The organism is Flavobacterium rarum (SeqCode), assembly GCF_965234445.1.
Taxonomy (GTDB): domain Bacteria; phylum Bacteroidota; class Bacteroidia; order Flavobacteriales; family Flavobacteriaceae; genus Flavobacterium; species Flavobacterium rarum.
The window spans coordinates 36,740-63,231 of the sequence record NZ_OZ248480.1 but is presented as its reverse complement, the minus strand read 5'-3'; the positions used below and the strand labels follow the sequence as shown (position 1 = coordinate 63,231).

Here is a 26,492-nt window from a genome sequence, read left to right as displayed (position 1 = left end):
GATGATTATTAATCTAAATATTTAAATTCGTGTCAAATATATAATTTTTTAATAGGAAAAAACTTTTTTAATATATATTTAACTAAAGCAAAGTTTTATGAAAGTTCTGTTTGAGTAGCGACTTTTTTTATTGTAATTTTGAAGTACATAAATAGTTTATTTTTTGAGAACCTCCATATACAAATCTATTGAGCAACCCTTGCAGTTTAAGCAACAACTTATAGCTTGGGCACAACAATTTCGTGAAATTACTTTTCTGGACAGCAATTCATTTTCAAACGAATTTTCTAGCTTTGATTGTGTATTAGCAGTTGATGCTTTTACGTCTATAAAAACAGATTATAACAATGCTTTTGATGATTTAAATCAGTACCAACAAACGACTAAAGACTGGCTGTTTGGCTACTTATCATACGATTTGAAAAATGATGTGGAGCATTTGCAATCTTCCAATTTTGATGGATTGGATTTTCCAGATTTGTTCTTTTTTCAGCCTAAAAAGTTGTTTTTGTTGAAAGGAAATCAACTCGAAATTCAATATCTCAATATGTGTGATGATGAAGTTGAGGTAGATTTTATGGAAATTATAGAAAGTAGAAAGCTGAAAATTGAAAGCGAGAACAAACTGGAAATAAATCAACGTATTTCTAAAGAAAGTTACCTCCAAAAAGTGTCAAAATTGCTTGAGCATACCCATCATGGAGATTTGTACGAAGCCAATTTTTGTATGGAATTTTTTGCTCAGAATGCTGTAATTAATCCTTTAGAAAAGTTTGAAAAACTGAATTTTATTTCTCAAGCTCCTTTTACAGTGTTTTTAAAAAACAACAAGCAATTTTTACTGTCAGCTTCTCCAGAACGTTATTTGAAAAAAGTGGGAGAAAATATGATTTCTCAACCTATAAAAGGAACTTCAAGGCGTTTTTCAGATTCCAAAGAAGATGAAAAATCTAAAAATAATTTAGCTCAAGATCCAAAAGAACGTTCTGAAAACATTATGATTACCGACTTGGTTCGTAATGATTTGTCTCGCACTGCTCAAAAAGCAACTGTAAAAGTAAAAGAACTTTGTGGGATATATTCTTTTTTGCAAGTGCACCAAATGATATCGACAGTTACATCCAAATTGGATTCGAAATATACTTCCGTAGATGTTTTGAAAACTACTTTCCCAATGGGTAGTATGACAGGCGCTCCCAAATATGCTTCAATGAAAATTATTGAGGAATTAGAGGAGTCCAAGCGTGGTTTGTACAGTGGAGCAGTGGGGTATTTTACACCAAATGGCGACTTCGATTTTAATGTCGTTATTCGTAGTATTTTATACAATCAAGAAAATCAATACGTTTCATTTTCGGTTGGAAGTGCAATAACCTCTCTTTCTATTCCAGAAAAAGAATATGAAGAATGTTTGCTAAAAGCCAAAGCGATGTTGGAAGTTTTGAGTTGATTATTTTATCTGTAAATTCAAAATATTTCAGTCGTTAATTCAAAATAAATGTGGTGTTAATTCAAAATTTATAGTTTGTTAATTCAAAATAAAACTTCTGTTAATTCAAAATAAAACTTCTGTTAATTCAAAGTTTGGTATTGTTTTTTCAATGTAATTATTTACATTTGTCTTTTAAATCAAGTATTTATGGCGATATTTAGAGTGATAGTAAATGAAATTAATGAGAACATGAAAATGTATCCAATAATTGCAGTTTCTGGACCAAGACAATCTGGAAAAACTACTATGTTGAAAGAGAATTTCCCAAACTATCAATACTTGAGTTTAGAAGATGTTGATGCTCGTAATTTTTTGACAAATGACCCTAAAGGTTTCTTCGATAAATATGATAAATTTTGCATTTTCGATGAAGCACAACGAGTGCCTGAGTTGTTTTCGTACTTGCAAACAAAAGTGGATAACGATAAAATAATGGGGCAATACATACTTTCGGGTTCGCAGAATTTTCATTTAATGAAAAGTATTACTCAAAGTTTGGCGGGTCGCGTTGCTATTTTAAAATTATTCCCATTGGATTTTAACGAATTAAAATCCGAAAATTTATTAGACAAAGATTATGTAAAAGCAATGTTAAAAGGGTTTTATCCAGCAATTTATGACAGAGGTATTCCTTCAAAAAAATTTTACAACAGTTTTATTCAAACCTATGTTGAACGTGATATTACGGATTTGGTAAACATACAAAATCTGCGATCTTTTCGAATGTTTTTAGGGTTGTGTGCCGCTCGTGCGGGACATTTATTGAATCTAAATAATCTTGCAATGGATTGTGGGATTTCACAACCTACGGCAAAAGCTTGGTTGTCGGCTTTGGAGTGTAGTTATATTGTATTTTTGTTGCAACCATTGCACAATAATTTTAACAAACGGATTATCAAAACGCCAAAATTGTATTTTTATGATACGGGATTGCTTTGCCACTTATTGAAAATTAAGGATGAAAATCAAATTAGTGAAAATACGTTCAAAGGCAATTTGTTCGAGAATATGATAATTGCAGAGTATATAAAACAAAACTATCATCAAAATAAATTTGATGAATTTTGGTTTTGGCGCGATGCATCGGGACACGAAGTTGATTTGATACGCCAAGATGATTTTAAGTATAATTGCATTGAAATTAAATCTACTAAGACAATTATGCATAATTTATTTAAAGGACTTGACTATTTTGAGACTTTAGCCAAAGAAAATGTAAAATCAAAAACATTGGTGTATGCAGGTTTAGAAAATCAAAAGCGAACCATCGCCGAAGTTATTTCTTGGTACGATTTAAAAATATAAATTTTTAACAAATGAAAGACACACTTCAGAATCATATAGAAAATGAAATCCCTTTTTTGAAACAAAAAAAACTGCTCCTCGCTGTAAGTGGTGGATTGGACAGTATGGTTTTGTTGCATTTGTTTCAGGAATTGCACTATGACATTTCTATTGCTCATTGTAATTTTCAACTTCGGGGAGTAGAAAGTTTTGGTGATCAAAAGTTCATACAGGATTATGCTGATGTGAATGAAATTCCCGTATTTGTAACCCAATTTGATACTGATGCTTTCGCTAAAGACTACAAATTATCCACTCAAGTAGCTGCAAGAGAACTGAGATACAATTGGTTTTATGAATTGTTGGAAACAGAGCATTTTGATTATATTCTTACCGCACATCATGCCGATGATAATCTGGAAACTTTCTTGATTAATCTTACTCGTGGAACTGGTCTTGAGGGTTTGACTGGAATTCCGGAACAAAATGACAAAATTATTCGTCCATTGCTTTTTTCTTCTCGTCTGGAAATTGAAAATTATGCCAAACTGCATAATATTCAATGGAGAGAAGACAGCAGTAATGCCTCTGATAAATATGTAAGAAATAAAATAAGACATCATTTGATTCCAATTTTGAAGGAATTGAATCCTAATTTTATAACATCATTTCTAAAAACCGAAAGTTATTTGCAGGAATCATTGGCAATGGTTGAAGATGCAGCCGTTATGGTGTATCAGCAAGTGGCTAGGGAAGAAGGTGAGCAAATTTATTTTGATTTAAATCAGTTGTTGAAACTGCCTAATTATCAATCGTATTTGTATCAGTGGCTCAAAGAATTTGGATTTACTGCATGGAATGATATTTATGAATTGGTTCACAGTCAATCAGGGAAACAGGTTTTTGCTTCTGATTATAAATTGCTGAAAGATCGAGATTCATTAATTTTATATCCCGTTTCAGTTACCGATTCTCCAGATTTTTTTTATATAAATAAAAAGCAATCAGAAGTTAAGATTCCCTTAAATTTCAGCATTTGTAAAGTAGCCGACATTTCTATAGGTTCAAATAGAACTATATTTGTAGACGAAGATCAATTACAATTTCCGTTGGTTTTAAGAAAATGGAAAACGGGTGATTTTTTTCAACCTTTTGGTATTAATGGTCAGACAAAGAAAGTGAGTAAGCTTTTTAAAGATGAAAAATTATCATTAATTGAAAAAGAAAACACCTGGTTGCTTTGTTCGAATGATCAAATTGTTTGGGTAATTGGAATTAGAGCTGACAACCGATTCAGAATCACAGATTCAACAAAAAATATATTAAAAATAGAATTAGAAAATTAGAAAATAGAATACAGATAATAGAAAACAAAAATGAAAAAAATAATTTTTATACTGCTTACGTTTTTAGCTTTCGCTAAAGGAAATGCACAGCTTTTAGATCCTGTAAAATGGACTACTAAAATCGAAAAGAAATCGGAAACCAATTATATATTAACCTTTAATGGTCTGATTGAAAAAGATTGGCATTTGTATTCTCAATTTACACCAGATGGAGGTCCACTGCCTTTGGAAATTATTTTTAAAGATCAAAAAGGAAATTTTGAATTAGTTGGCAAAGCCAAAGAAGGTAAAACAACTACTGCCTTTAATGATGTTTTTGGAGTGAATGAAACTTTTTTTCACGACAAAGCCCAAATTCAACAAGAAATAAAATTATTGAATTCTAAGGTTTTCAATATAGAAGTACAGTTTGACTTTCAGGTGTGTAAAGAAGTTTGCATCAATTTGGAAAAAAAGTTTACATTCAAAATACCAACAACAGAAGCGACTGTAAATGCTACAACTACTGTTCCTGCTGAAGAATTGGATACTGCAAGTACTTTTTCTGTGCTAAAAGCCGATACTGCAATTGTTGATTTAAAAACAAATGCATCCGGAACTGAAGTGGTAGATTCTAATGACAACCAAAAACCAGCTTCACAAAGAGGATTATGGTCTATTTTCTTTATTGCTTTTATATCTGGATTCGCAGCTTTGTTGACTCCTTGCGTATTTCCAATGATTCCAATGACGGTAAGTTTCTTTACCAAACAAAGTAAAACAAGAGCAGCAGGAATCAAAAACGCTATCATTTATGGCGTTTCCATTATATTGATTTATGTGTTATTAGGATTTCTAGTAACTTGGATTTTTGGTGCAGACGCTTTGAATGCATTATCGACCAATGTTTGGTTTAATATAATATTCTTTGTTTTGTTGGTGTTTTTTGCGGCTTCGTTTCTGGGAGCTTTCGAAATTATGTTGCCAAATTCTTGGGCCAACAAAGTAGATAGTCAAGCAGATAGAGGCGGAATAATTGGTATACTATTTATGGCTTTAGCTTTGGCTATTGTGTCATTTTCATGTACTGGACCAATAGTTGGAACTTTATTGGTAGAAGCTGCTTCCAAGGGTGGAATTGCACCTATTATTGGAATGCTTGGTTTTTCATTGGCTTTGGCTTTGCCATTTATGTTGTTTGCTATGTTTCCAGGTTGGTTGAATTCGTTACCCAAATCAGGAGGTTGGTTGAATACTGTAAAAGTAGTTTTAGGGTTTTTAGAATTGGCTTTGGCTTTTAAATTTTTATCGAATGCCGATTTGGTTCTACAACTGCATTTGTTGGAAAGAGAAGTGTTCTTGGTGATTTGGATTGCTATTTTTGGAACATTAGCCTTTTATTTATTCGGAAAAATTACATTACCACATGATAGTCCTTTAAGTCATATTTCGGTAGGTAGATTGTCGTTAGGTTTGATTGTTCTTTCTTTTACGATCTACTTGATTCCGGGACTTTGGGGAGCGCCACTTAAACTAATTAGTGCTTTTCCACCTCCAATGGAATATAGCGAAAGCCCGCTGGGGGTTGGTAGTGTGAATGTAGCCAGTACATCAACAACTATTTTGCCAGATGGAGCCAAATTGGGTCCGCATCAAATTGTTGTTTTTGATGATTATGACAAAGGATTGGCTTATGCTAAATCGGTAAATAAACCCATTATGCTCGATTTTACAGGACATGCCTGTGTAAATTGCCGAAAAATGGAAAACAATGTTTGGTCGGATGCAAGCATTCTTCCAATTTTGAATAATGAAGTGGTGCTTATTTCTTTATATGTAGATGATAAAAGGCCATTGCCAAAATCGGAACAATTTATTTCAAAATCAACAGGTTCAGAAATTGAAACGATTGGAGATAAATGGACGGATTTTATGATTACAAAATACAATACAAACACGCAGCCATTGTATGTTTTGACTGATTTACAGGGAAATTCTTTAAATACAAAACAGCCTACTATAAGTTATGTGTCAGTTGAAGAATATCTAAGTTGGTTAAAAACAGGAATAGCAAATTTTAAAAAATAAAAATTAAAACCCAATCCTTTAAAAGATTGGGTTTTTTTGTATGGAATGTAAGTGTTTTAATCTTCCATTTTTGTCAAAATCATTCGTAAAGTTTCGACCAGAAAAGTGGCATTTTCTTTGGTAAAACACATAGGCGGTTTAATTTTAAGAATATTGTAATAATCTCCTGTGGGGTAAATTATAATTCCCTTTTGTTTCATCGCCTCCGATACCCATAATGCTTTTTGACTATCTGGAGTTCTTGATTCCTTGTCTTTAACCAGATCTACTCCCAAATACATGGCGTGTCCGTAAACAGCGCCTACTGTTTCGAATTCATCAATTAGTTTTTCTAATTCTTGCTTTAAGAATTGGCCTACTTCTGCTGCATTTTGTTGTAATTTTTCGTCTTCAATAACATCCAAAACAGAATTCGCAATTTGGCAAGAAACTGGGTTACCTGCAAAGGTGTTGAAATACGTATATTTTTCTTTATAGGCATCTGCAATTTTTCGAGTTGTAATAACCGCCGAAATAGGATGTCCATTCCCCATGGGTTTACCTAGAGTAACTATATCTGGCAAAACATCTTCTTTTTGAAAACCCCAAAAATGACTTCCCATTCGCCCAAAACCAATTTGCACTTCGTCTGCTATGCATACACCACCCGCTTGGTGAACAGATTCATATACTTTTTTCAAATATCCTTTTGGCATTTCTACACCACCACCAGAACCCAATAAAGATTCGGATATAAAAGCGGCAACACCACGACCTTGAGAATGAATATAGGCTATCTTTTCATCTGCATCTTTCGCATAAAGTTCAGCTACATTGGGAGTGTCAGTTTTGTATTTTCCTCGAAACGTATTAGGCTGCATTAGTGGATGCGTAAAGGGTCTGGTGCTTTTTGAAGCAGTGGGATTATCCATTAAGCAGGTACTTATTTCATCTACAGCAGTTGTGTTTCCGTGGTATTCCCCATCAATAACCAGAACGTCATTTTGATTGGTATACGCTCTTGCTAATCGTAAAGCGAGATCATTGGCTTCGCTTCCAGTACAAGTATAAAAAATTACTTGTAAAGACTCTTGGAAATAGTTTAATAAACGTTCAGCATAATCGATGTTGTCTTCATACAAAAAACGAGCATTGGTATTCAGTTTCTGAAGTTGCTTGGTGGCTGCTTCTACTATTTTTGGATGCGAATGGCCAATATGTGCCACATTATTTATGGCATCCAAATAGACTTGGCCATCATCGGCAATGAGGTATTGCTGCCAGCCACGTACAAGATTCATCGGTTTTTGATAATAGTATTCCTGAGCTTGTTGAATAATTTTGTTTCTGCGTGTTTCTAATGTTTGGTTGTCTAAAACATCTTTTTTAGAGTTCAATTGTAAAAAGACAGCAGGATCAGGGCATAAAATTTCCCAGCCCATTCTTTCGCTAGGTAGGCAATACAGTGGTGCAGTACCAGAGGCGTCTAGTTGTATAAAAACATGAGGAGGGAATGGTGAATCTGGTTCTTCGGATGTTATTATTCCTAAAATTTCACCCTTTTTTAAATTAGTACCGATTTCTAAATTGGAGGTAATTCCGGAAATATAAAGGTAAAAATCACTGGTTTTAAAAATGAATTTATCAGTTGTTTGTTTTATAAAAATGATATCGGTTGGGGCATAAATTACAGTTTCAATTGGTGCAAAAGCATATATTCCTAAAGCAATAGTTTCAGTTTCTTGTGAGTTGTTTGTGTAAGGTTTTAAAATTGGAGTATTTGCAACAGTAATTCCGAAACCATTTTCCAGCTTGGATTTGATGTTTTCTTTACAAGCTTCAGGATTTGTCCACGCCCCGTCATTATGGATATCGGAGGATGGACTAATGTCAATTGTTTTAAAGTTTATGGCATCTTTAAAAAGAGAAGTTATTTTTGTGGTTTCAAAATAAGTATTGAATTTCCCCACTACATCACTTTCTAAATTACAGGCTTTTAGAAAGAGAGCAGTCGCAAAATCATTTTTATCAAATGAAAGTTGATGAAACATCTCCTGATCGAATATAGCTTGTTTTCTAACATATTCATTGTTGGGTTCCATAGACAATTGTCTGGCCGATGCACTTACAATGGTTGCAGATCTCAATTGAATTAATGGATATAACAGTTGAATTTCTTCTTTTGTAATTGGGAAAACGTTGTGGTATGCTTTTATTACTTCATAGGCATCGGCAAATGGGGTTGGACTTCCCGTCATAGCTGATTCTAGAACTAAAACAGCTAATTCTCCGATTGTCCAGGAAAAACAAACATCACCAAAATCAATAATTCCTTGTATTTGGCTTCCAGAATTATCGAGCAAAAGGTTGTAACGGGTTAAATCAGCATGGATGATGCTTCTTCGGACTTTGCTGATTTCTGGAATCTTGCTTTTCCAATTTTCCATGATAGTCAATATTGCACTTTTTGTTTTTTCATCTTCAACAAAAGTGACCCAGTTTTCTAAAAATGAAGCCGATTGTTGTAAATCCCATTGCAAAGGTCTTTCGGCGGCTTCATGCGAAAAAGTTGCTAGTTGATTTGAAATTTGTCCAACAAAGGTTCCAATATTTTGCAATAGCTTTTGTGAACGGTAGGGAACAGTAGAAAGCATGGTTCCTTCTAGGAAACTCAAAACTCTCCACCAATGTGATTGGATAAAAAGCATCGGTTTTTCATCTTTGGAATTTATTATTTGGGGAATTGCTATTCCTTGTAGATGATTTAGTGATTTATTTTGAAGATCCAACCAGGGTTTTGGAGTTTCTATGTTGGCAATTTTAAGTACGTATTTGCGACCATCTTTTGATTTCACTAAAAAATTTTGGTCCAAATAACTGTCAAGTGGTTTTAAAAGGCCAGTTATTCCCCAATGTTGTTCTAATACCAATAAAGCGTCCTTGGGTGTGAATGCTGGGCATGTGGAGGTATTCATTTGAAAATAATTTATAAAAATGACTAAATGTAAAAATTTTATAAATTAAGTGAAAATATGTATATTTTACAAGTAAAATATTAAATATTGTAATATTGTTAATATTTGTGTTTATGAAGTTCAAATTAACATTTAAAAGTGGAGTTGATTTTAAAATTATAAATTTTGAATCTAATGCTAAATAAAAAAAAACACTCTAGAATTATTTCTAGAGTGTTCTTGCAAAATGGTTTTGGTTATTGTGTTTTAAAGGAATTCTCCGTGTTGAGAAATATCTAATCCTAATTCTTCTTTTTCTTCTGAAACTCTTAGTGGAGTAATTTTGTTTACAATAAAAAATAAAGCATAAGAGGCTGTGAAAGCAAATGCTGAAACAAGTACTAAAGCTTTTAATTGAATTAAAAACAAAGTGGCATCACCATAGATTAAACCTTGGTTGTCACCAACAATTGCGTTTACCGATTTTGAAGCAAATACACCTGTCAAAAGCATACCTACCATACCACCCACACCATGACAAGCAAATACGTCTAATGCATCATCAATTTTACCTTTAGGGAATTTGCTAACAACTAGGTTACTAACAAAACTTGCAATAAAACCGATGGCTAAAGCAGATGGAATTGTTACGAAACCTGCAGCTGGTGTGATAGCAACTAATCCTACAACTGCTCCAATACAAGCTCCCATTGCAGAAAGTTTGTGACCAAGAATTTTGTCAAGAAATACCCATCCCATTGCGGCGGCAGCAGCAGCTACAGTTGTAGTTCCCAATGCTTGTGCGGCAAGGCTTCCAGCTCCAACGGCAGAACCTGCATTAAATCCAAACCATCCGAACCACAATAAACCGGTACCTAATAATACATACGTAATACGAGCAGGATTTGTTTTTTGTACTTTTCTTTTTCCTAGAAAGATAGCTCCAGCAAGTGCAGCCCATCCAGCACTCATGTGTACTACTGTTCCACCTGCAAAATCTAGAACTCCCCATCCGAAGAATAATCCATCAGGATGCCATGTCATGTGGCATAAAGGAGCGTAAATAAATAATATAAACAACACCATAAATAACAAGTAAGCCCAAAAACGAACACGTTCTGCAAAAGCTCCTGTTATTAAGGCAGGTGTAATAATTGCGAATTTTGCTTGAAATAAAGCAAATAAAATAAATGGAATCGTTGGAGCTAAATCCCAAGCGGTATTGGCGCTTACGCCTTGAAAAAATAGGTTTGAGGTTGGGTCGCCAATAAGACCCCCTATTGAAGGTCCGAAACACAATCCAAATCCAACTACAACCCATAAAACAGTAACAACAATCATTGCGATAAAGCTTTGTAAAACGGTGCTAATTACGTTTTTTTTACCAACCATCCCTCCATAAAAGAATCCAAGTCCTGGTGTCATTAATAATACAAGTCCTGTAGCGCATAGCATCCAAGCGGTATCACCAGTGTCTAATTTTAAAGGAATAACATGAGCACCTAAAGTGGTAGATTCAGGAAATAAATAAATTGAAAAAATGGATAATACCAAAATCGTGATTAGAATCACACTTAAAATAATCTTTCGCATAGTTTATAGTTTTAAATTTTTGATAAAAGTATAAAAATGATTTAAAAATCACCAAATAAATAGGGGTTGTCATTGTATTTTTATGAAATTTGTATTTTTACCCCCTTAATATTTAAGGGGTACTCAAAATATATTATAAAAATAAAGAATGTGTTAATCCTATTTTAAGTTTTTTTTAAGTTTTTTTCTTTTTTCAAGGTCGAAAAGTATAATAATCGATGATTTTTGTATTTGAACGTATATTGTGTTAAGAATAACTTAAAAGAGTCTTAATAAGAAAATACAGTATTTAGGTTTTATTTAATTTCAAAAACAGGTAGAAAGCTTTATTTTTAGGATGTTGTGTTGTTTTTTTTTTAATTTTTAAATCAATTGTTTTGACATAAAATTAATTTGCTTTTTGATTTAGAATTTATTGCTTTTATATCCAAATAAGATCTAATAGGCATTTACTATTCATGCGACATTTTATAGAACAAAACGAATGTCTCCTTCTAAATCATCAGTTTGTTTAGAGAAATTATTCAATTGATTAATCATTTTGTCTAAATCTTCTATTTCGTGATGTGCGCTGATAACAATTCTGCTTAATTTTCCTGAGTAAGTGGGATAAGGAAATGATGTTGGTATTATATTATTTTCCAAAAGCATTTGCAATACTTCTTCATTGTCAAAATAAATAACTGGATATTCTTTTGTAAAAGTAAAAGCTGAATTTGGTATTAAATTTTCTGCTACATGCTTTAAATTATTTTTTAGATGTTGTCTTTGCAAATCGTAAAGATATTGTGCGTTTACAAAAGTTTCTAAAAACGCAGGATTCATCCCAGAGGCTCCAACATAATTTTGCAGTTGTTTTAATTCGTTTAAAAAACTCAGTTCACCAGCAATCACTCCACCTGAAAGTCCCATGGCTTTTCCTAGTGAGGCAATACTGATTTTTTGTCGAACATTTGAAAGTTTGTATTGATTTAAAACACCTTCTCCTTTGTCACCCAGAATTCCAAAGCTGTGGGATTCGTCAAGTACCAAAGTAATTTCTTTATTAATTGGAATATCTTCTAAAATACTCAAGTCTATAGGAGTAACTTCTAATGAAGGAACTGCATCGGCAACGATACCAATTTTTGAAACAGTTGGATCTAAAAGAAAAGGATTCAATTTCCCATTTTGAATTAACGGTAATGAAAAAGGATGTTGTAAAGCGGGATGTGTATTGGGGAAATGAAAAATTAAATCCGTGGTGTGTAACAATTGTTCTAAAACTAACTTACCGGCCAGCATCCCAGAAGAAATGGTAACTGCTGCTTCGGTTCCTATTTGTTGGGCTAATAATACTTCGGCAGTTTTATAAACGTCCAACTGAATGTTTGCCGAACGGGAACTCCCGTAACTTGTTCCCCATTTTTGGAAACCAGACCATAGAATCTTTTGAAAATCAGGTAGAGTAGTAACTCCCAAATAATTGGTGCCACCAAAGTAGAGAAACTCTTCGCCGTCCTTATAAAATACTCTATTGGGAATCTGGTTAACTTGCATTATTTTAATGATTTAAAACAGCACCAATTCCGGTAATATCTGCATAGTGAATGATTCCGTCAGTAATGGTAACGCCAGTGGCAATATCTTCCGATAATAATAGAGCACCATCCATATCCACATAATCCAGTTCCGGCAACAAATGGGCAATAGCCGAAATTCCTACTGTTGACTCGGTCATGCATCCAACCATCGTTTTCATTCCTAGTTTTTTGGCTTCGGCAATCATTCTTCGGGCGGGTGTAAGGCCACCGCATTTTACCAATTTTATATTTACTCCATGAAAATGGTTGTGACATTTGGCAACATCTTCTTCAAGGATGCAACTTTCATCCGCAATGATCGGCAGAACAGAATGTTTAAAAACTTCTTTGTGTGCTGCCCATTGATCAGCTTTCATTGGTTGTTCTAGAAATTCGACACCCAAATTTTTCAAAGCAATTGCATTATTGATCGTTTCGGTAACGGTCCAGCCACAGTTGGCGTCTATTCGAAAACGGGCATCGGTATGTTTGCGTAGTTCAGTAACAATTGCAATGTCATCTTTGGTTCCTAATTTAATTTTATAAATGGGCCACGGCATCTCTTTGAGTTTCAACACCATTTTGTCTATTTTGTCAATCCCAATGGTGTAATCGGTTTTTGGGTTGTGCAAAGGAGAATTTCCCCAAAGTTCGTATAGTTTTTTGCCTTTTTTCTTGGCATACAAATCGTTGTAAGCCATATCCAAAGCACATAAAGCAAACCTGTCATTTTTTAATAATGCCGAAGCACTATCCCAAAATTCCTCTGGAGTTTCATCATTATGCGATTCAACAAATGGAATAATTGCTTCCAAATTGGCTCTCATAGAATCTACTGTAATGTTATAGTAAGGATTCGAAGTAGCCTCGCCAAAACCAGAATAGCCTTTACTTTGTAATTCAACAATCAAAGTGGGTTGAATATCATGTGACTCTCTAGAAATTGTAAACGTATGTTTTAGCTTTAGCTTAAAAGTTCGTATAATGATTTTCATAAGAGTGGTTTTTTTGATGTATTAAGATATGAGTATGATGTATTAAGTATTAAGATATGAGTATTAAGTATTAAGACATCAAAAAAAATATCTTGGTGCAATCTTAATTCTTAATACTTAATACCTATTTCAATAAATGTTGGCTAAGGATTTGGTACACCTCGTTGATGTTATTGCCGCCTTTACCAAATTGTTTGGAAATTGGAGCAACTTCACCAGTGAGCCAAATCTTTAATTCGGCATCCATGTCAAGTATTCCCGCACTTTCTTTAGAGAATTTTTTAATAGACGAATACGGAATCGATAGGTAATCCACCTTACTGCCCACCAATTGTTTTTCGACTAGAATCAGTCTTTTATTGGTAAAAACAAACATATCCTTAATCACTTTGTAACCCTTCTCGATCGTTTCGCCTGTTATCAATAAAGGTTCAAATTCTTTCGAAAGATTTTCAATATTCACTTCCGATGCATTGCCCAGTATAGCATTAAATAATCCCATGGTATTTTCTTTAAATTGTAAGTCTCAAATTTAAAGAATTTACTTGTTCCAAAACTACAATTTGTTACAAAATCATAAAACCATTAGATTCTTTAGTTTGCTCAAGTTCGTGAGGGCGTAACCCCAATAGGAAAAAAAGCCTGCTTTACTTTGCGGTTATTCGGCCTTTTTTCCTACTGCGGTCGGGCTATTTGGGCTACTACGGTAGCTTCCGTCTATCCCTTACGCGCGTATTCAAGAGCTTGAGTGAAAGTTAAGATCTATTATTATTAAAGCTTAGTTTTTCTTTTTAAAACTTATATTTACGTATTAAAAACAGGAATCGATCATGGGAAATAACAAAAAAAGTAAATGGGGGATTATAGGATTAGGTAAAATAGCCCAACAATTTGCCAGCGAATTACAGCTTATTCCAACTGCTGAATTGTATGCGGTAGCCTCTCGAAATCTTGAAAAAGCCCAAGATTTTGCGTCTATTCACAATTGTCCAAATGCCTATGGTTCGTATGATGAACTCTTTCAAGACAAAAATATAGACATTCTTTATATTGCCACACCTCACAATTTACATGCTGAATTGACTATTAAGGCATTACAAAACAACAAGCATGTATTGTGTGAAAAGCCAATTGCATTGCATTATGAGGATGCATTGCAAATGATTGAAACAGCTCGAAAATATAATAAATTTTTTATGGAAGCCTTTTGGACCCGTTTTAATCCAGCGGTTCTAGAAGCACTAGAGCATATTCAAAACGGTGCTATTGGAGAGGTAAAATACTTAAATGCCGATTTTGCTTTCAAAGCGGATGTATTAGAAAACAATAGAATGACCGATCTCAAGCTCGGAGGTGGATCATTGATGGATATTGGTGTTTATCCTTTGTTTCTGGCTTATTTGATATTAGGAATTCCCAAAGAAATTGTAGCTAAATCAAATTTTCATCCCACGGGTGCTGATTTACAAACTTCTATTATTTTAAATTATAATAATGCTCAAGCCATTTTACATTCCAGTTTTTTATCCACTTCAGATCTAAAGGCTACTATAAGTGGAACAAAGGGCCGAATTAATCTCAATTCGCCTTGGTTTATGACTGAATCGTATACATTAATTCAAAATGATGTAAAGGAAAAGTTCAAAAGACCAACTCTTGGAAAAGGCTACTCTTATGAAATTGAGGAATGTCATAAATGTATATTAAGCAATAAAATTGAGAGTGAACTTTGGTCACATCACAATAGTTTGGACCTCATTTCTATTATTGAAGAAGTAAAAGCTCAAATTGGATTAGAATTTCATTAAATATTCACTTATTTCTTATCAAGTAAGAAAAAAGTTAATATATTTTGGTTTAAAGTAAAATAGTGTTTACATTTAAGCAAAACTATTTTATATGTTAATCAAAGTTTACGGAAGTGCTGTTTTTGGAGTAGAAGCTACAACTATTACTGTTGAAGTGAATATTGACAAAGGTGTAGGGTACCATTTGGTGGGTTTGCCAGACAATGCTATTAAAGAAAGCAGTTACCGAATTGCAGCTGCGTTAAAAAATAATGGTTACAATCTTCCGGTCAAAAAAATAACCATCAACATGGCTCCCGCCGATTTACGAAAGGAAGGTTCTGCCTATGATTTGACACTAGCCATAGGGATTCTTGCCGCATCGGGACAAATTAAATCCGAGGAGGTGGCTAAATACATTATCATGGGGGAACTTTCGCTCGACGGAAGTTTGCAGCCTATAAAAGGAGTGCTTCCAATTGCCATTAAAGCCAAAGAAGAAGGATTTAAAGGCTTTTTTCTGCCCAAACAAAACGTGAAAGAAGCCGCTATTGTCGCTGGTCTTGACGTTTATGGAGTGGAAAATGTATTGGAAGTCATTGATTTTTTTGAAGGAAAAGGAACAATTGAACCTACGGTTATTAATACACGCGATGAATTCTACAAAACCTTGGATTTTCCAGAATTTGATTTTTCTGAAGTTCGCGGACAAGAATCCATAAAACGGTGTATGGAAATAGCGGCTGCTGGTGGACATAATATTATTTTAATCGGTCCACCAGGTTCCGGAAAAACAATGATAGCCAAACGATTGCCAAGTATTTTGCCTCCAATGACTTTGAAAGAAGCTTTGGAAACTACAAAAATACACAGTGTTGCCGGAAAAGTAAAGGATGTGGGATTAATGAATCAGCGCCCGTTTCGTAGTCCGCATCATACTGCATCAAGTGTAGCGCTTGTAGGAGGTGGGAGCTATCCGCAACCTGGCGAAATTTCATTGTCGCACAATGGGGTTTTGTTTTTGGATGAATTACCCGAATTCAAACGCGAAGTATTGGAAGTAATGCGACAGCCATTGGAAGATAGGGAAGTGACTATTTCGAGGGCGAAATTTACAATAACTTATCCTTCGTCATTTATGTTGGTGGCTAGTATGAACCCGAGCCCGAGCGGATTTTTTAATGATCCAGATTCTCCCAATACTTCATCTCCTCATGAAATGACACGCTATTTGAGTAAAATTTCTGGTCCTTTGTTGGACAGAATTGATATTCATATTGAAGTAACGCCGGTGCCTTTTGATAAATTAACCGAAAAAAGAAATGGAGAAAGCAGCGTAGAAATTAGAAAACGAGTTACGGCCGCCCGAGAAATTCAAACGGCAAGATTTGAACTTTTGGACAATATTCATTATAATGCTCAAATGAGTTCGAAACAAATACGAGTGCATTGCGAATTGGATGACGCTTCGTTGCAACTGTTGAAAACAGCCATGGAAAGATTGAATCTTTCGGCCCGTGCTTTTGATAGAATCCTGAAAGTTGCTAGAACTATTGCTGATTTGGAAGGAGTAGAAGTGGTTGGTTCTGGGCATATTGCCGAAGCCATTCAATATCGAAGTTTGGATCGTGATGGTTGGTTGGGGTAGAATATTTTTGATTTCGGTTGCCTTATAGTGCAAATTGTAAATCTGCGCAATCGTTAAGATGAGGTAACCGCGCAATCGAGTCTAAAATAAAAAAAGAAAAGTAGAGAAATAAATACGTCAAAAAAGAGATTTCAATAGCAATCTCTTTTATTTTTGCCTGATGTTAGAAATTCTTTACCAAGACGAATATATTATAGCAATTAATAAACCAAGTGGATTGTTGGTTCATAAATCATTTTATGCACGCGATGCAAAAGTTTATGCTATTCAAGAACTGAGAAATCAAATAGGAGGGCAACATGTTTTCCCTATTCATCGGTTAGATCGCAAAACATCTGGTGTTTTGTTATTTGCATTAGATAAAGATGTTTTAAAAATTATGAATGATCGTTTTGCTACTCGTGAAGTCGAAAAAAAATATTTAGCAATTTTACGTGGTTGGTCACCCGAAGAACATACGATAGATTATGATTTAACCAATGATGATGACATTACACAAAATGCAATAACATACTTTCAACGATTGCAAAGTACCGAAATTGAGTTAGAATTTAACAATAAACCAACATCGCGATATTGTTTGGTAGAAGCAATCCCCGAAACTGGACGTATGCATCAATTACGAAAACATTTCAAACATATTTTTCATCCCATTTTGGGAAGCCGTCCACATGGTTGTAACAAACAAAATAAATTATGGTTGGAGAATTTTGACCTGAAAGGAATGATGCTGCATGCACATCAGTTAATTTTTAATCATCCAATAACAAATGAGCAACTAATCTTGAATGCAAAGATTAATGAAGAGTTTAGCAGAGTTGGTTCTATTCTTAATCTAGATTTGAAAAAGTATGAAATCGCCAGGACTGAAGCCTGATTGTGCGGATTTACTTCGTCCGTTCGCTATCGCTCGGGTTCAATCCGTGCCCATTTCAATTATCAAGACCAATTTGTTTTAATCTTTCCTTTTCTCATTTTCTCACTTTGTCGATGTGCTGTGTGTGCACGGATTGCAAATCCGCGCTATCGTTACGATCACATATCCGTTCGATCGGGGCTATCGTTGCGATGACATATCCGCGTGATCGGGTGTGTTGCCCAATAAAAATCCCATTTTTTGTCTTCCTTCAAACAAGCCAAAATAAAATTTTCATTGTCAACTTCTTTTAGATAAAGATTTGTGCATTCTGCAAAATTGAAACTAGTTATTAATCTTTTAAAAGTTTCATTTTCATTTTCTGTTGGTTTTCTCCAAGGCTTTTCTACTGAAACTTCTTCGCCTGCAATCATTACCGTTTTTGAAAAGAATAATTTACCATATATAAATGTTAAAATTATTATTGTGATTAATGAAATTATTAGATATTTAAGTATTTTCATTTTGCTTTAATTCATTTTAATTTTAACTAATTGATAAAAAATTAATTTAAAAGTTTTATTGACACGAATGCTATTATTAAACCAATTACAATTAAAAAGAAAATATTTCGCGACCATTTTTTTCTCTTTTTGCTCGTCTTCAAGTTTAGTTTTACAGAATTTTATAAATAACCACCATAAAAATCCGCCGATGTCAGCTTCAAGTCTAAATCTCATTTTTTGTATTTTTCAAAGGTTCAAATTAAATCTGTTGTGTTTTAGAAGTAATATATTATCGATTTGTTTTCTACTACTTATTGAATATGTATAATTGTAATTCCTCGTTTTGTTTTCGTTGCCAAACTGACGCACAACTCATTTACAGGACTGATAAAATCACTCCAATCTTACCAAATTTCGGTAGCTTGACCTGTCAAATACCTCTTTATTGTTTTCTTTCAAATATAGATAATAATAATCACAAACTTACAAAACCTAAATTTTATTCAGTTCAACCCTTTTTATGCTCCGCCCAGTAAAATAGGGCATTTGAAGAAATAATAATGCCCTGATACGAGCTTCGGAATGCCTGATATGGTCTTCGGAATACCTTTTACAGGCTTCTGTTTGCCATTTGCAAGCTACGGACAAGTAATTTTCTGCTTCGGATGGGCTTTTACGGTCATCGGACAGCTTGATTGCTGATGCTGAGCACTTTGTCTTATTGTAAAGCAGTATTATTTTGATGTACAAATGCAGTACCTGATGGCGGATTTACTTCGTCTGTTCGCTATCGCTCGGGTTCTATCTGTGCCCATTTCAATTATCAAGACCAATTTGTTTTAATCTTTCCTTTTCTTAATTTCTCACTTTGTCGATGTGCTGTATGTGCATGGATTACTTTGTCAATTCACTTCGTTCGTGTGCATATCCACGTTATCGTTGCGATGACATATTTGCGGGATCGGGTTGAATGGTTGTGGATAGAAGATTTCAGATTTTTGAAAATTTGAAAGAAATAAAAAACCTGTATTTTAGCCCCGATAGAAACGAAAAGCCTTGTGAGGGCTAGTGTTTAGCCCTCACAAGGTTTGTAGTGTATAGCGGGAGGAGACTTCTTAAAAAAACGAAATTATCTTGCTCCTAAAAAAAAAACTCAATTTATTAGTTGTTATTTACTAGAGCGTCTGTCGTTATTTTGACTTGGACGTCTCGGACCAAAGCTATTATTCCCAGTTCTGCTAGAAGTAGTAGTGGTTGCTTTTTTAGGAGTCGAATTGCGTTGCTGTCTTCCTTGCCCTTGTTTAATAGGTTCGGTTGATGCGTTTGGGTCCGGTTCAAAACCTTTAATAGTTTCTCTAGGTAATTTCAGACCAACCAATTTTTCTATATCGCGTAAAAAAACAGTTTCGTCTGGACTAAATAATGAAATGGCTTCTCCGCTAGCTCCAGCTCTTCCGGTTCTACCAATTCTATGAACGTAGTCTTCGGGGATATTAGGCAATTCAAAATTCACTACATGAGGTAATAATGGAATATCTAAACCTCGAGCTGCAATATCGGTTGCAACCAAGGCAGTTAAGCTTCCGTTTTTGAACCCAGCTAAAGCTTTAGTTCGTGCTCCTTGGCCTTTGTTTCCATGAATAGCAGCAGATTTTATACCTGCACTAATCATGCTTTCACAGAGTTTATTGGCACCTTGTTTGGTTCGTGTAAATACCAAAATTTGTTTCCATTTGCCTTCTGTAATCAGTTTAATGATTAGTTCTGTTTTTTTCTCTTTGGCACAAGGATATATTTTTTGAATAATTGCTTCAACTGTTGTGTTTTCTGGAGTTGCTTCAACTTGAATAGGATGATTTAAAATCCCCATTGCCAATTTCTTAATGTCTTTGGAAAAGGTTGCCGAGAACAATAAGTTTTGTCTTTTTGGAGGTAACACTTTAAGAATGCGTTCAATATCTCTTAAAAAACCCATATCAAGCATTCGGTCTGCTTCATCCAAAACTAAGATTTCTACTTTTGAAAGTGAAATTAAACCTTGATTTTGTAAATCAATTAATCGACCTGGAGTTGCGACTAATATATCTACTCCTTGACGTAATTGTGTTACTTGTGGATTTTGGTTTACACCTCCAAAAATGACTGCGCTACGTATATCCAGAAATTCACTGTATTCTTTTATATTCGCTAATATTTGTGCCGCCAATTCTCTTGTTGGGGTCAAAATTAAAGCACGAATGGGTCTGTGACTTAAATGTTTTCCTTGGGATAATAATTGTAATATGGGTAATGTAAAACCAGCTGTTTTTCCTGTCCCTGTTTGTGCAGATGCTAATACATCTTTACCTTCTAAGACTGGTGGAATTGCTTTTTGTTGTATTGGTGAAGGAGTTGTGTATCCTTTTTTGCTGATGGCTTTTAGTAAAGCATCAGATAAGCCTAATGATTGAAATGACATAAATTGTATTTATGAAGTAAATCTATTTAATATAAGTTTACTCCTTTAAGTTGGCGCAAAGGTACAGTTATTTTATTCGTTGTGCCTTTGATTGCTTTACTTTAGTTTTATTAAAATAAAGCGCTTCGTTTAATTGGTTTCAAAATAACAGCATTTGTTTTTTTAATATTGCTATTGAAATTGCCATTATTATTGAAATTATCTCAATTCCGAAAAAGTATCACCTTGTTTAATATCACCTGTTGTATACCCTTTCATAAACCAAAATTTGCGTTGTTCGGATGTTCCGTGAGTAAAGGATTCTGGAACTACATGGCCTTGCATTTTTTTCTGAATAGCATCGTCTCCAACAGCTTGCGCAGCACTCAATGCTTCATCAATATCACCAATGTCAAGATTTTGTTGGTTGTATTTTGCCCAAACTCCAGCATAAAAATCGGCTTGTAATTCTAGAGCTACAGAAAGTTTATTGGCTTCAGCTTCACTTTTCCCTTCTTGAGCTTGTCGCATTTTTACAGATGTTCCCAATAAGGTCTGAATGTGATGTCCTACTTCGTGGGCAATTACATAAGCTGTAGCAAAATCCCCACCCGAAGCACCAAATCTAGTTTGTAATTCATCAAAAAAACCCAAATCCATATACACTTTTTGATCACCTGGACAATAAAAGGGACCAGAGGCTGATGAAGCACCACCACAAGCTGTTTCTACAGAATCAGAGAATAATACCATTTTCGGTTTGGTGTATTGCATATTATTTTCTTCAAATATTTTGGTCCAAATATCTTCTGTATCTGCAAAAACTACTTTTGGAAACTCACCCAGTTTTTCTTCTTCTGCGGTTAATGTTCTTGATTGGGTTTGAGTTGAATGCTGTTGATTAAACTGTTCCAAAATAGGCGTAATCATTTGCGCATTTTCACCTCCAAAAGCATTGAGAAGTAAAATAACAATACCAATTATTCCACCACCTACAATAGTTTTTCCTCCAGAAGACATTCCTCTACGGTCTTCTACATTATCGCTTTGTCTTCTGCCGATCCATTTCATAAGATTTCATTTTTAGTTATAAGCCATTTTTCCAAAATATCCTCTAGGGATTTCTTTATAATTGGTTTTGAAACATAATCATTCATACCCGCTTCCATACATTTTTCTTTTTCTCCAACAACTGTACCAGCAGTTAATGCAATGATTATAACATCTTTAATGTTTTCTATTTTTCTAATCTCTTTTGTTGCTTCGTATCCATTCATTACAGGCATTTGGATATCCATAAAAATGAGATCAGGTCTTATATCTTTTGTCATTATTACCGCATTTTCTCCATTAACAGATTCAGAAAGTATAGCTTTTGGAATAATTTGCTTTAACAACGTTTTGGTTAATAGCATATTGATTTTATTATCTTCTACAATCAATATTCTAGGTGTTTCATTATCAAATCTTAGTATTTTTTTTTCTAGTACAACATTTTTTTCTGGAATTATTATCTCTATTTTTGTTTTGTTTGAGCTTTTTAGCTTTATATCAAAGAAAAAAGTACTACCAACATTATATTGACTATTAATTTGCAAATGGCTATTCATTAAGCTTAATAATTGATTCGAAATTGTTAGCCCTAATCCAGTACCTCCAAATTTTTTGGTTGTAGAACTGTCTTCTTGAGAGAAGGCTTGAAAAATGATTTTTTGATTGTTTTTTCTAATTCCAATACCAGTATCTTTTACAGAAAACCGTATTGTGCTAAAGCTTTTTTGTGATTCTAAAATTGAAATAGTAAGTTCAATTTTACCCGCTTGTGTAAACTTAACTGCATTTGTTAATAAATTAATAAGTACTTGTTTTAAACGGATATAATCTACCCAAATGTATATAGGAACATTTTCTTCAATTGTAAATTTTAGTTCTAAGTTTTTGGATTGGGCTTGATAGTTGATTAATTCTTTTATTTGAAATATGATATCTTTTATACAGTATTTTTCTATGTTAAGTTCTAGTTTACCTGATTCAATTTTAGAGAAATCCAAAATATCATTTACTACTTCCATCAAAATATTAGCAGATTGGTTAATAGTACTCATATATTGTTTTTGAGTGCTTTCCAATTTTGAATTCATTAATAAATCCGTGTAACCAATAATACCGTTTAATGGAGTTCTTATTTCATGACTCATATTTGCTAAAAATTCTGATTTAGCTTTATTTGCAGCTTCTGCTAAATCTTTTTCTTTGATGATAGACTCATTATTTTTCTTTTCGGTGATATCGATAAGTATTCCTTCCATAAAAGCAATTTCACCGTTTTTTATTATGGAATCACCAAATTCTTCTACCCAAACAATTGATTGATTTTTATGTTTAATTCTATAAGTAATATGTAACGATTTTTTTTCTTCTAAGGCAATTTTATTTTTTAATTTGACATATTCAATATCTTCTGGAAGTATTAAGTCTATTAAAAAAATTTTATTCTCTAAAAAATCAGATTTGGCATAACCTGTTAATTTTTTTATTTCATCATTTAGATATATTTTGCTGTATTTTTCATCATAATTGGATAAATAAACAGTTCCTGGAATGTTGTTGGCCAACAATCTAAATCTTTCTTCACTTTCTTCAATTATGGATTCGTTTGTATTTCGTTCTATAGAAGTAGCTATGTTCTTTATTAATATTTGCATAATTGAAACTTCATCAATACTCCAAATACGTTCTTGAGTTGTATCATCAAATACAAAAAAACCATCCAACTCATTTTTAACAAATACAGGTAATAATAAAAAAGATTTTATATCTAAACTTTTAATAAAATTTTTAATTTTTTCGTTTCTTATTCTCGTTGTACAAAAATTGAAATAGGTTTCAGGGGTTAATTCATTTATGATGCTTTTAAATTCTGAAAATGTAAGATTTTGAAGTTGTGGATTGACGTTGTCAAATCCTTGAAGACTGCCAAGCCATCTATAGTTTTGATTAAAATTACCTGTTTGAACTTCTTTTTTTAAGTAAGATATTCGTTCTGCTTTTGTTATTATTCCTATTTCATTAATAATACCTTTAAAAATATCATTCGAGTTTTTTTGTAACAAAAACTTATTTATATTTTGATTAATGATTAGAAGTAGCTCACTTTTATAAGCAAGTTTTCTTTCTATTTCAGCTCTTATTTGGGATGAAATTGCAATAACAATTAGATCTGACACAGATTTAGAAAAATTGATATCTTCATTGTCCCATTCTTTAACTTGAAAAGTTGATTCAAATGAAAGTACCCCTTTTAGTTCTCCATCAATAAAAATAGGCGTGTCTAATGTTGAAAATATATTATTGTCTAAAATGTACTCTTTGTTTTTTTTATTATTAGAAATATGAGCTCTTACGTTTGTTAAGACGATTTGAAGTTTGTTTTCTATCTTTTCAAAATACTTTAGATTTTCATTTTTGGTAAAATAAATTCCATTTTGAAAAGTATTTGTTTTGGAATCGTATAATTTGTTACATACAATTTTATCAAATTCATATTCCCAATAACTAGCTCTATTAACACCAAGTGTCGAAGAAGTTTCTTGTAAAAGGGTGTCAATTGTGAATTCCAAATTATCATTGTTGGAATGATTTAGGATTGCTATTTTTTTTAATGCTTGACTGTATTTTTGTATTTTGGCTTGTCTATTTGCTTTGTCGATTTCAATGTTTTTTAATAATGTAATATCTCTAGCAATACCTGAATAACCATTAACTTTTCCAAAATTATTTCTCCTAATAAAAACATTTTGAGAAATCCAGATTTCTTCACCGTTTTTCTTAATTATTGGAAATTCTAAAGTTGTAAAATCATTTTCTATCACAGAAAAATTTTGATAATACCTCATAATTTTGAACACATAATCTTTACGAATTATGGAGTAAAATTTCTTGTTGAGAAATTCTTCTTTGGTATAACCAGTAGCTTTAATCATATAATCATTCACAAAAGTGAAATTACCTTTGTAATCTACTTCAAAAATGATATCTACAGCAGTTTGTATTAAGTTTTCATATTGATTTCTTAGGTTAATTTCATTTGTAATGTCCTGACCGATACCGATGGTAATATCGTCTTCAAACTTTTTGTCAATCCATTGAATAAATTTGTATTCTCCATTTTTGCATTTTAATTTTCTAACATAAAGTCTGTTGTCAATAAAATCTTCATGATAATCTATACCTATGAATTCTGGGTCTTCGGTTAGTTTCCAAAATCCCATTCCTATGACTTCCATTTGTGTGTATCCTAAAATTGAAGTTATGGTTTCACTGCAAAATGTTACTTCACCAGATTTGTTTGTAGCTATAGTAAGTGAATTACCTTTGTTTACAATTTCATTGGTAAAATTATATTTCTCTTGAATTTTTGTTAAAGATACGTGTCTAATATAGTTTATAATAAATGCTAAAATGGAGTAGTTGAAAAGGATTCCGATTTTTTTGATATTGACCAAATCAAAAGCATAAATTATTATTAAATAACAAACTATTAATCCCGTAAAAATTAAATACCTTTTTAGTGGTTTTAAAATGATATACGAAAAAAAGAAAGCAACAATAAATGCATACGAAGGTATTGGATCTTCAGGTAACTGAATTATATTATAACCTATTAATATAAAATAAAGGCAGAATAAGAAAATATAAATGTTTTGAATTCTATTATAAATGTACTTTGATTTTTCACTAAGTAAAAATAAAGCCAAAAAGAAAATACCAATTGCAAAATTGTTTATTAACATACTTTTTGGACGAATATGACATATTTCGAAAATGATCTCTATAAATGGGATAACTAATCCAAAAAATAATAAACAAAGTTTGTATTCTCTTTTTTCAGAATCATTGAGGGAAAGATTGTCCTTGTTTAATAAAATGGTGTTAATTTTTAAAAAGGAAAAAATTAATCCTAGAACGATTAAAGTTAAAATTAGTAATAGAATAACTGAATTGTGTAATAAATTAAAAAAATCGGTATTGATATTTATCAACATAGTTTTACCAACTAAACTTGAGTAAGTAAAGTTTAATAAGAAATGTATGTTGGTTAATAAGAACATATTCTTAAGGCTTATTGTTTTAAATGTATAATTTTAATGGAATGTATATGAACGCTCAAACAAATTACTTTTCATCAATTATTTTCTACGTTATTTTTTATATCTATTCCAACAATAGCCGAATAAATTGCATAATTCATGGAAAAAAGAAATGGCAAAGTGAAGAAAACACCAATACAACATGCCATAACACCAACAAATGAAGCAATTATTGCTACAACCATTAATCCTAATAGAACAAAGGGTTGTTTGATAACAATTTGAATACTATATTTGATTGCATCAAAAGCTTTCAAGTCACCAAAAATAATAAGAGGTATTGCAAGTATAGTTACAAATGAAATAAACCATTGGATAAGCGTTCCCAAAAAACTTAATTTTGCTAAAGATAGCAAATTGGCTAGGCCAAAACTTATGGCTGAAATTAATAATGTAACAATAAAAATTTCTTTTAGATATGGAAGTTTATAATAACTGAATAAATTCGAAATATGAAACTCTTCATCTTTGTCTCCACAGTCAGCCATTTTTAAAAAAGAGGCATTAAAAGGAGCTAATATAGAACCAACAAAAATGGAAATCACACCCAAAAGCAATAATGTGTTTTCTGAAAAATTTTCAATTTTCAATTTTTCAGGATTTAATTCTTGTGTCATTGCAGTAACACCAATTACAGAAATTAAAGAACCTGCAATTAAAATGGTAAACAATACCATAAATACAAATAGTACTAATCCAGCATATAAAGCAATTTTTTTGTAATTCTCAAAAGCATGATTGAATACATTTGCAAAATCCACTTGGTATCCATTCTTTTCTATATCCTTTAATCGTTCTAGTGTTTGGTTCATAGTAGTTGGGTTGATTGTTTTTTT

17 protein-coding genes are annotated in these 26,492 nt (G+C 32.8%); 7 read left to right on the top strand and 10 right to left on the bottom strand.

From position 1 onward, the window contains the following. The first annotated feature begins 163 nt into the window (after positions 1-163). From AC8GF4_RS04040 to AC8GF4_RS04025, 4 genes are all read left to right on the top strand, one after another. Positions 164-1,450 (top strand): anthranilate synthase component I family protein, encoded by a 1,287-nt coding sequence (locus AC8GF4_RS04040; protein ID WP_506592879.1) that lies wholly within the window; start codon positions 164-166, stop codon positions 1,448-1,450. A gap of 189 nt (positions 1,451-1,639) precedes the next feature. Next, positions 1,640-2,797: an ATP-binding protein gene (locus AC8GF4_RS04035; RefSeq protein WP_506592877.1), complete on the top strand. Its 1,158-nt coding sequence runs from the start codon at positions 1,640-1,642 to the stop codon at positions 2,795-2,797. Between the two features lie 11 nt (positions 2,798-2,808). Further along, a complete protein-coding gene (gene tilS / locus AC8GF4_RS04030; protein ID WP_506592875.1) occupies positions 2,809-4,122 on the top strand; it encodes a tRNA lysidine(34) synthetase TilS in 1,314 nt (437 codons plus the stop codon). Between the two features lie 30 nt (positions 4,123-4,152). Next, complete coding sequence (locus AC8GF4_RS04025) at positions 4,153-6,189, top strand: protein-disulfide reductase DsbD family protein (protein WP_506592873.1); 2,037 nt, start codon at positions 4,153-4,155, stop codon at positions 6,187-6,189. A gap of 56 nt (positions 6,190-6,245) precedes the next feature. Here the strand turns inward: AC8GF4_RS04025 and AC8GF4_RS04020 are convergent, their stop codons facing one another. The 5 genes from AC8GF4_RS04020 to AC8GF4_RS04000 all read right to left on the bottom strand — a co-directional run bounded on the left by AC8GF4_RS04020 (position 6,246) and on the right by AC8GF4_RS04000 (position 13,774). Continuing rightward, entirely contained in the window at positions 6,246-9,143 is a 2,898-nt protein-coding gene (locus AC8GF4_RS04020) for an aminotransferase class III-fold pyridoxal phosphate-dependent enzyme (RefSeq protein ID WP_506592871.1), read from the bottom strand. Between the two features lie 246 nt (positions 9,144-9,389). Continuing rightward, entirely contained in the window at positions 9,390-10,715 is a 1,326-nt protein-coding gene (locus AC8GF4_RS04015) for an ammonium transporter (RefSeq protein ID WP_506592869.1), read from the bottom strand. Positions 10,716-11,183: 468 nt separating this feature from the next. After that, on the bottom strand, positions 11,184-12,254 hold the full coding sequence (locus AC8GF4_RS04010) for an aminotransferase class I/II-fold pyridoxal phosphate-dependent enzyme (RefSeq protein WP_506592867.1): 1,071 nt from the start codon (positions 12,252-12,254) through the stop codon (positions 11,184-11,186). 4 nt (positions 12,255-12,258) lie between these two features. Then, complete coding sequence (locus tag AC8GF4_RS04005; protein ID WP_506592866.1) at positions 12,259-13,272, bottom strand: dipeptide epimerase; 1,014 nt, start codon at positions 13,270-13,272, stop codon at positions 12,259-12,261. 124 nt (positions 13,273-13,396) lie between these two features. Further along, entirely contained in the window at positions 13,397-13,774 is a 378-nt protein-coding gene (locus AC8GF4_RS04000) for a PH domain-containing protein (RefSeq protein ID WP_506592864.1), read from the bottom strand. A 328-nt stretch (positions 13,775-14,102) separates the two neighbouring features. Here AC8GF4_RS04000 and AC8GF4_RS03995 point away from each other — a divergent pair, with 328 nt between their 5' ends. From AC8GF4_RS03995 to AC8GF4_RS03985, 3 genes are all read left to right on the top strand, one after another. Beyond that, entirely contained in the window at positions 14,103-15,080 is a 978-nt protein-coding gene (locus AC8GF4_RS03995; protein WP_506592862.1) for a Gfo/Idh/MocA family protein, read from the top strand. Positions 15,081-15,171: 91 nt separating this feature from the next. Further along, positions 15,172-16,707, top strand: coding sequence for a YifB family Mg chelatase-like AAA ATPase (locus AC8GF4_RS03990; protein WP_506592860.1), 1,536 nt, complete (start codon positions 15,172-15,174; stop codon positions 16,705-16,707). A gap of 160 nt (positions 16,708-16,867) precedes the next feature. After that, on the top strand, positions 16,868-17,584 hold the full coding sequence (locus tag AC8GF4_RS03985) for a pseudouridine synthase (protein WP_506592859.1): 717 nt from the start codon (positions 16,868-16,870) through the stop codon (positions 17,582-17,584). Positions 17,585-17,742: 158 nt separating this feature from the next. Here AC8GF4_RS03985 and AC8GF4_RS03980 read toward each other — a convergent pair whose 3' ends face one another. The 5 genes from AC8GF4_RS03980 to AC8GF4_RS03960 form a co-directional block, all read right to left on the bottom strand. Continuing rightward, a complete protein-coding gene (locus tag AC8GF4_RS03980) occupies positions 17,743-18,087 on the bottom strand; it encodes a hypothetical protein (RefSeq protein WP_506592858.1) in 345 nt (114 codons plus the stop codon). A gap of 1,150 nt (positions 18,088-19,237) precedes the next feature. Next, on the bottom strand, positions 19,238-20,527 hold the full coding sequence (locus tag AC8GF4_RS03975; RefSeq protein ID WP_506592857.1) for a DEAD/DEAH box helicase: 1,290 nt from the start codon (positions 20,525-20,527) through the stop codon (positions 19,238-19,240). A gap of 198 nt (positions 20,528-20,725) precedes the next feature. Then, a complete protein-coding gene (gene ypfJ, locus AC8GF4_RS03970) occupies positions 20,726-21,577 on the bottom strand; it encodes a KPN_02809 family neutral zinc metallopeptidase (RefSeq protein WP_506592856.1) in 852 nt (283 codons plus the stop codon). Beyond that, positions 21,574-25,299, bottom strand: a complete 3,726-nt coding sequence (locus tag AC8GF4_RS03965; RefSeq protein ID WP_506592855.1) for a PAS domain S-box protein — start codon at positions 25,297-25,299, stop codon at positions 21,574-21,576. The genes ypfJ and AC8GF4_RS03965 overlap by 4 nt, the downstream gene beginning before the upstream one ends. Positions 25,300-25,691: 392 nt before the next feature. Beyond that, a complete protein-coding gene (locus AC8GF4_RS03960) occupies positions 25,692-26,468 on the bottom strand; it encodes a DUF2189 domain-containing protein (RefSeq protein ID WP_506592853.1) in 777 nt (258 codons plus the stop codon). Positions 26,469-26,492 lie beyond the last annotated feature (24 nt).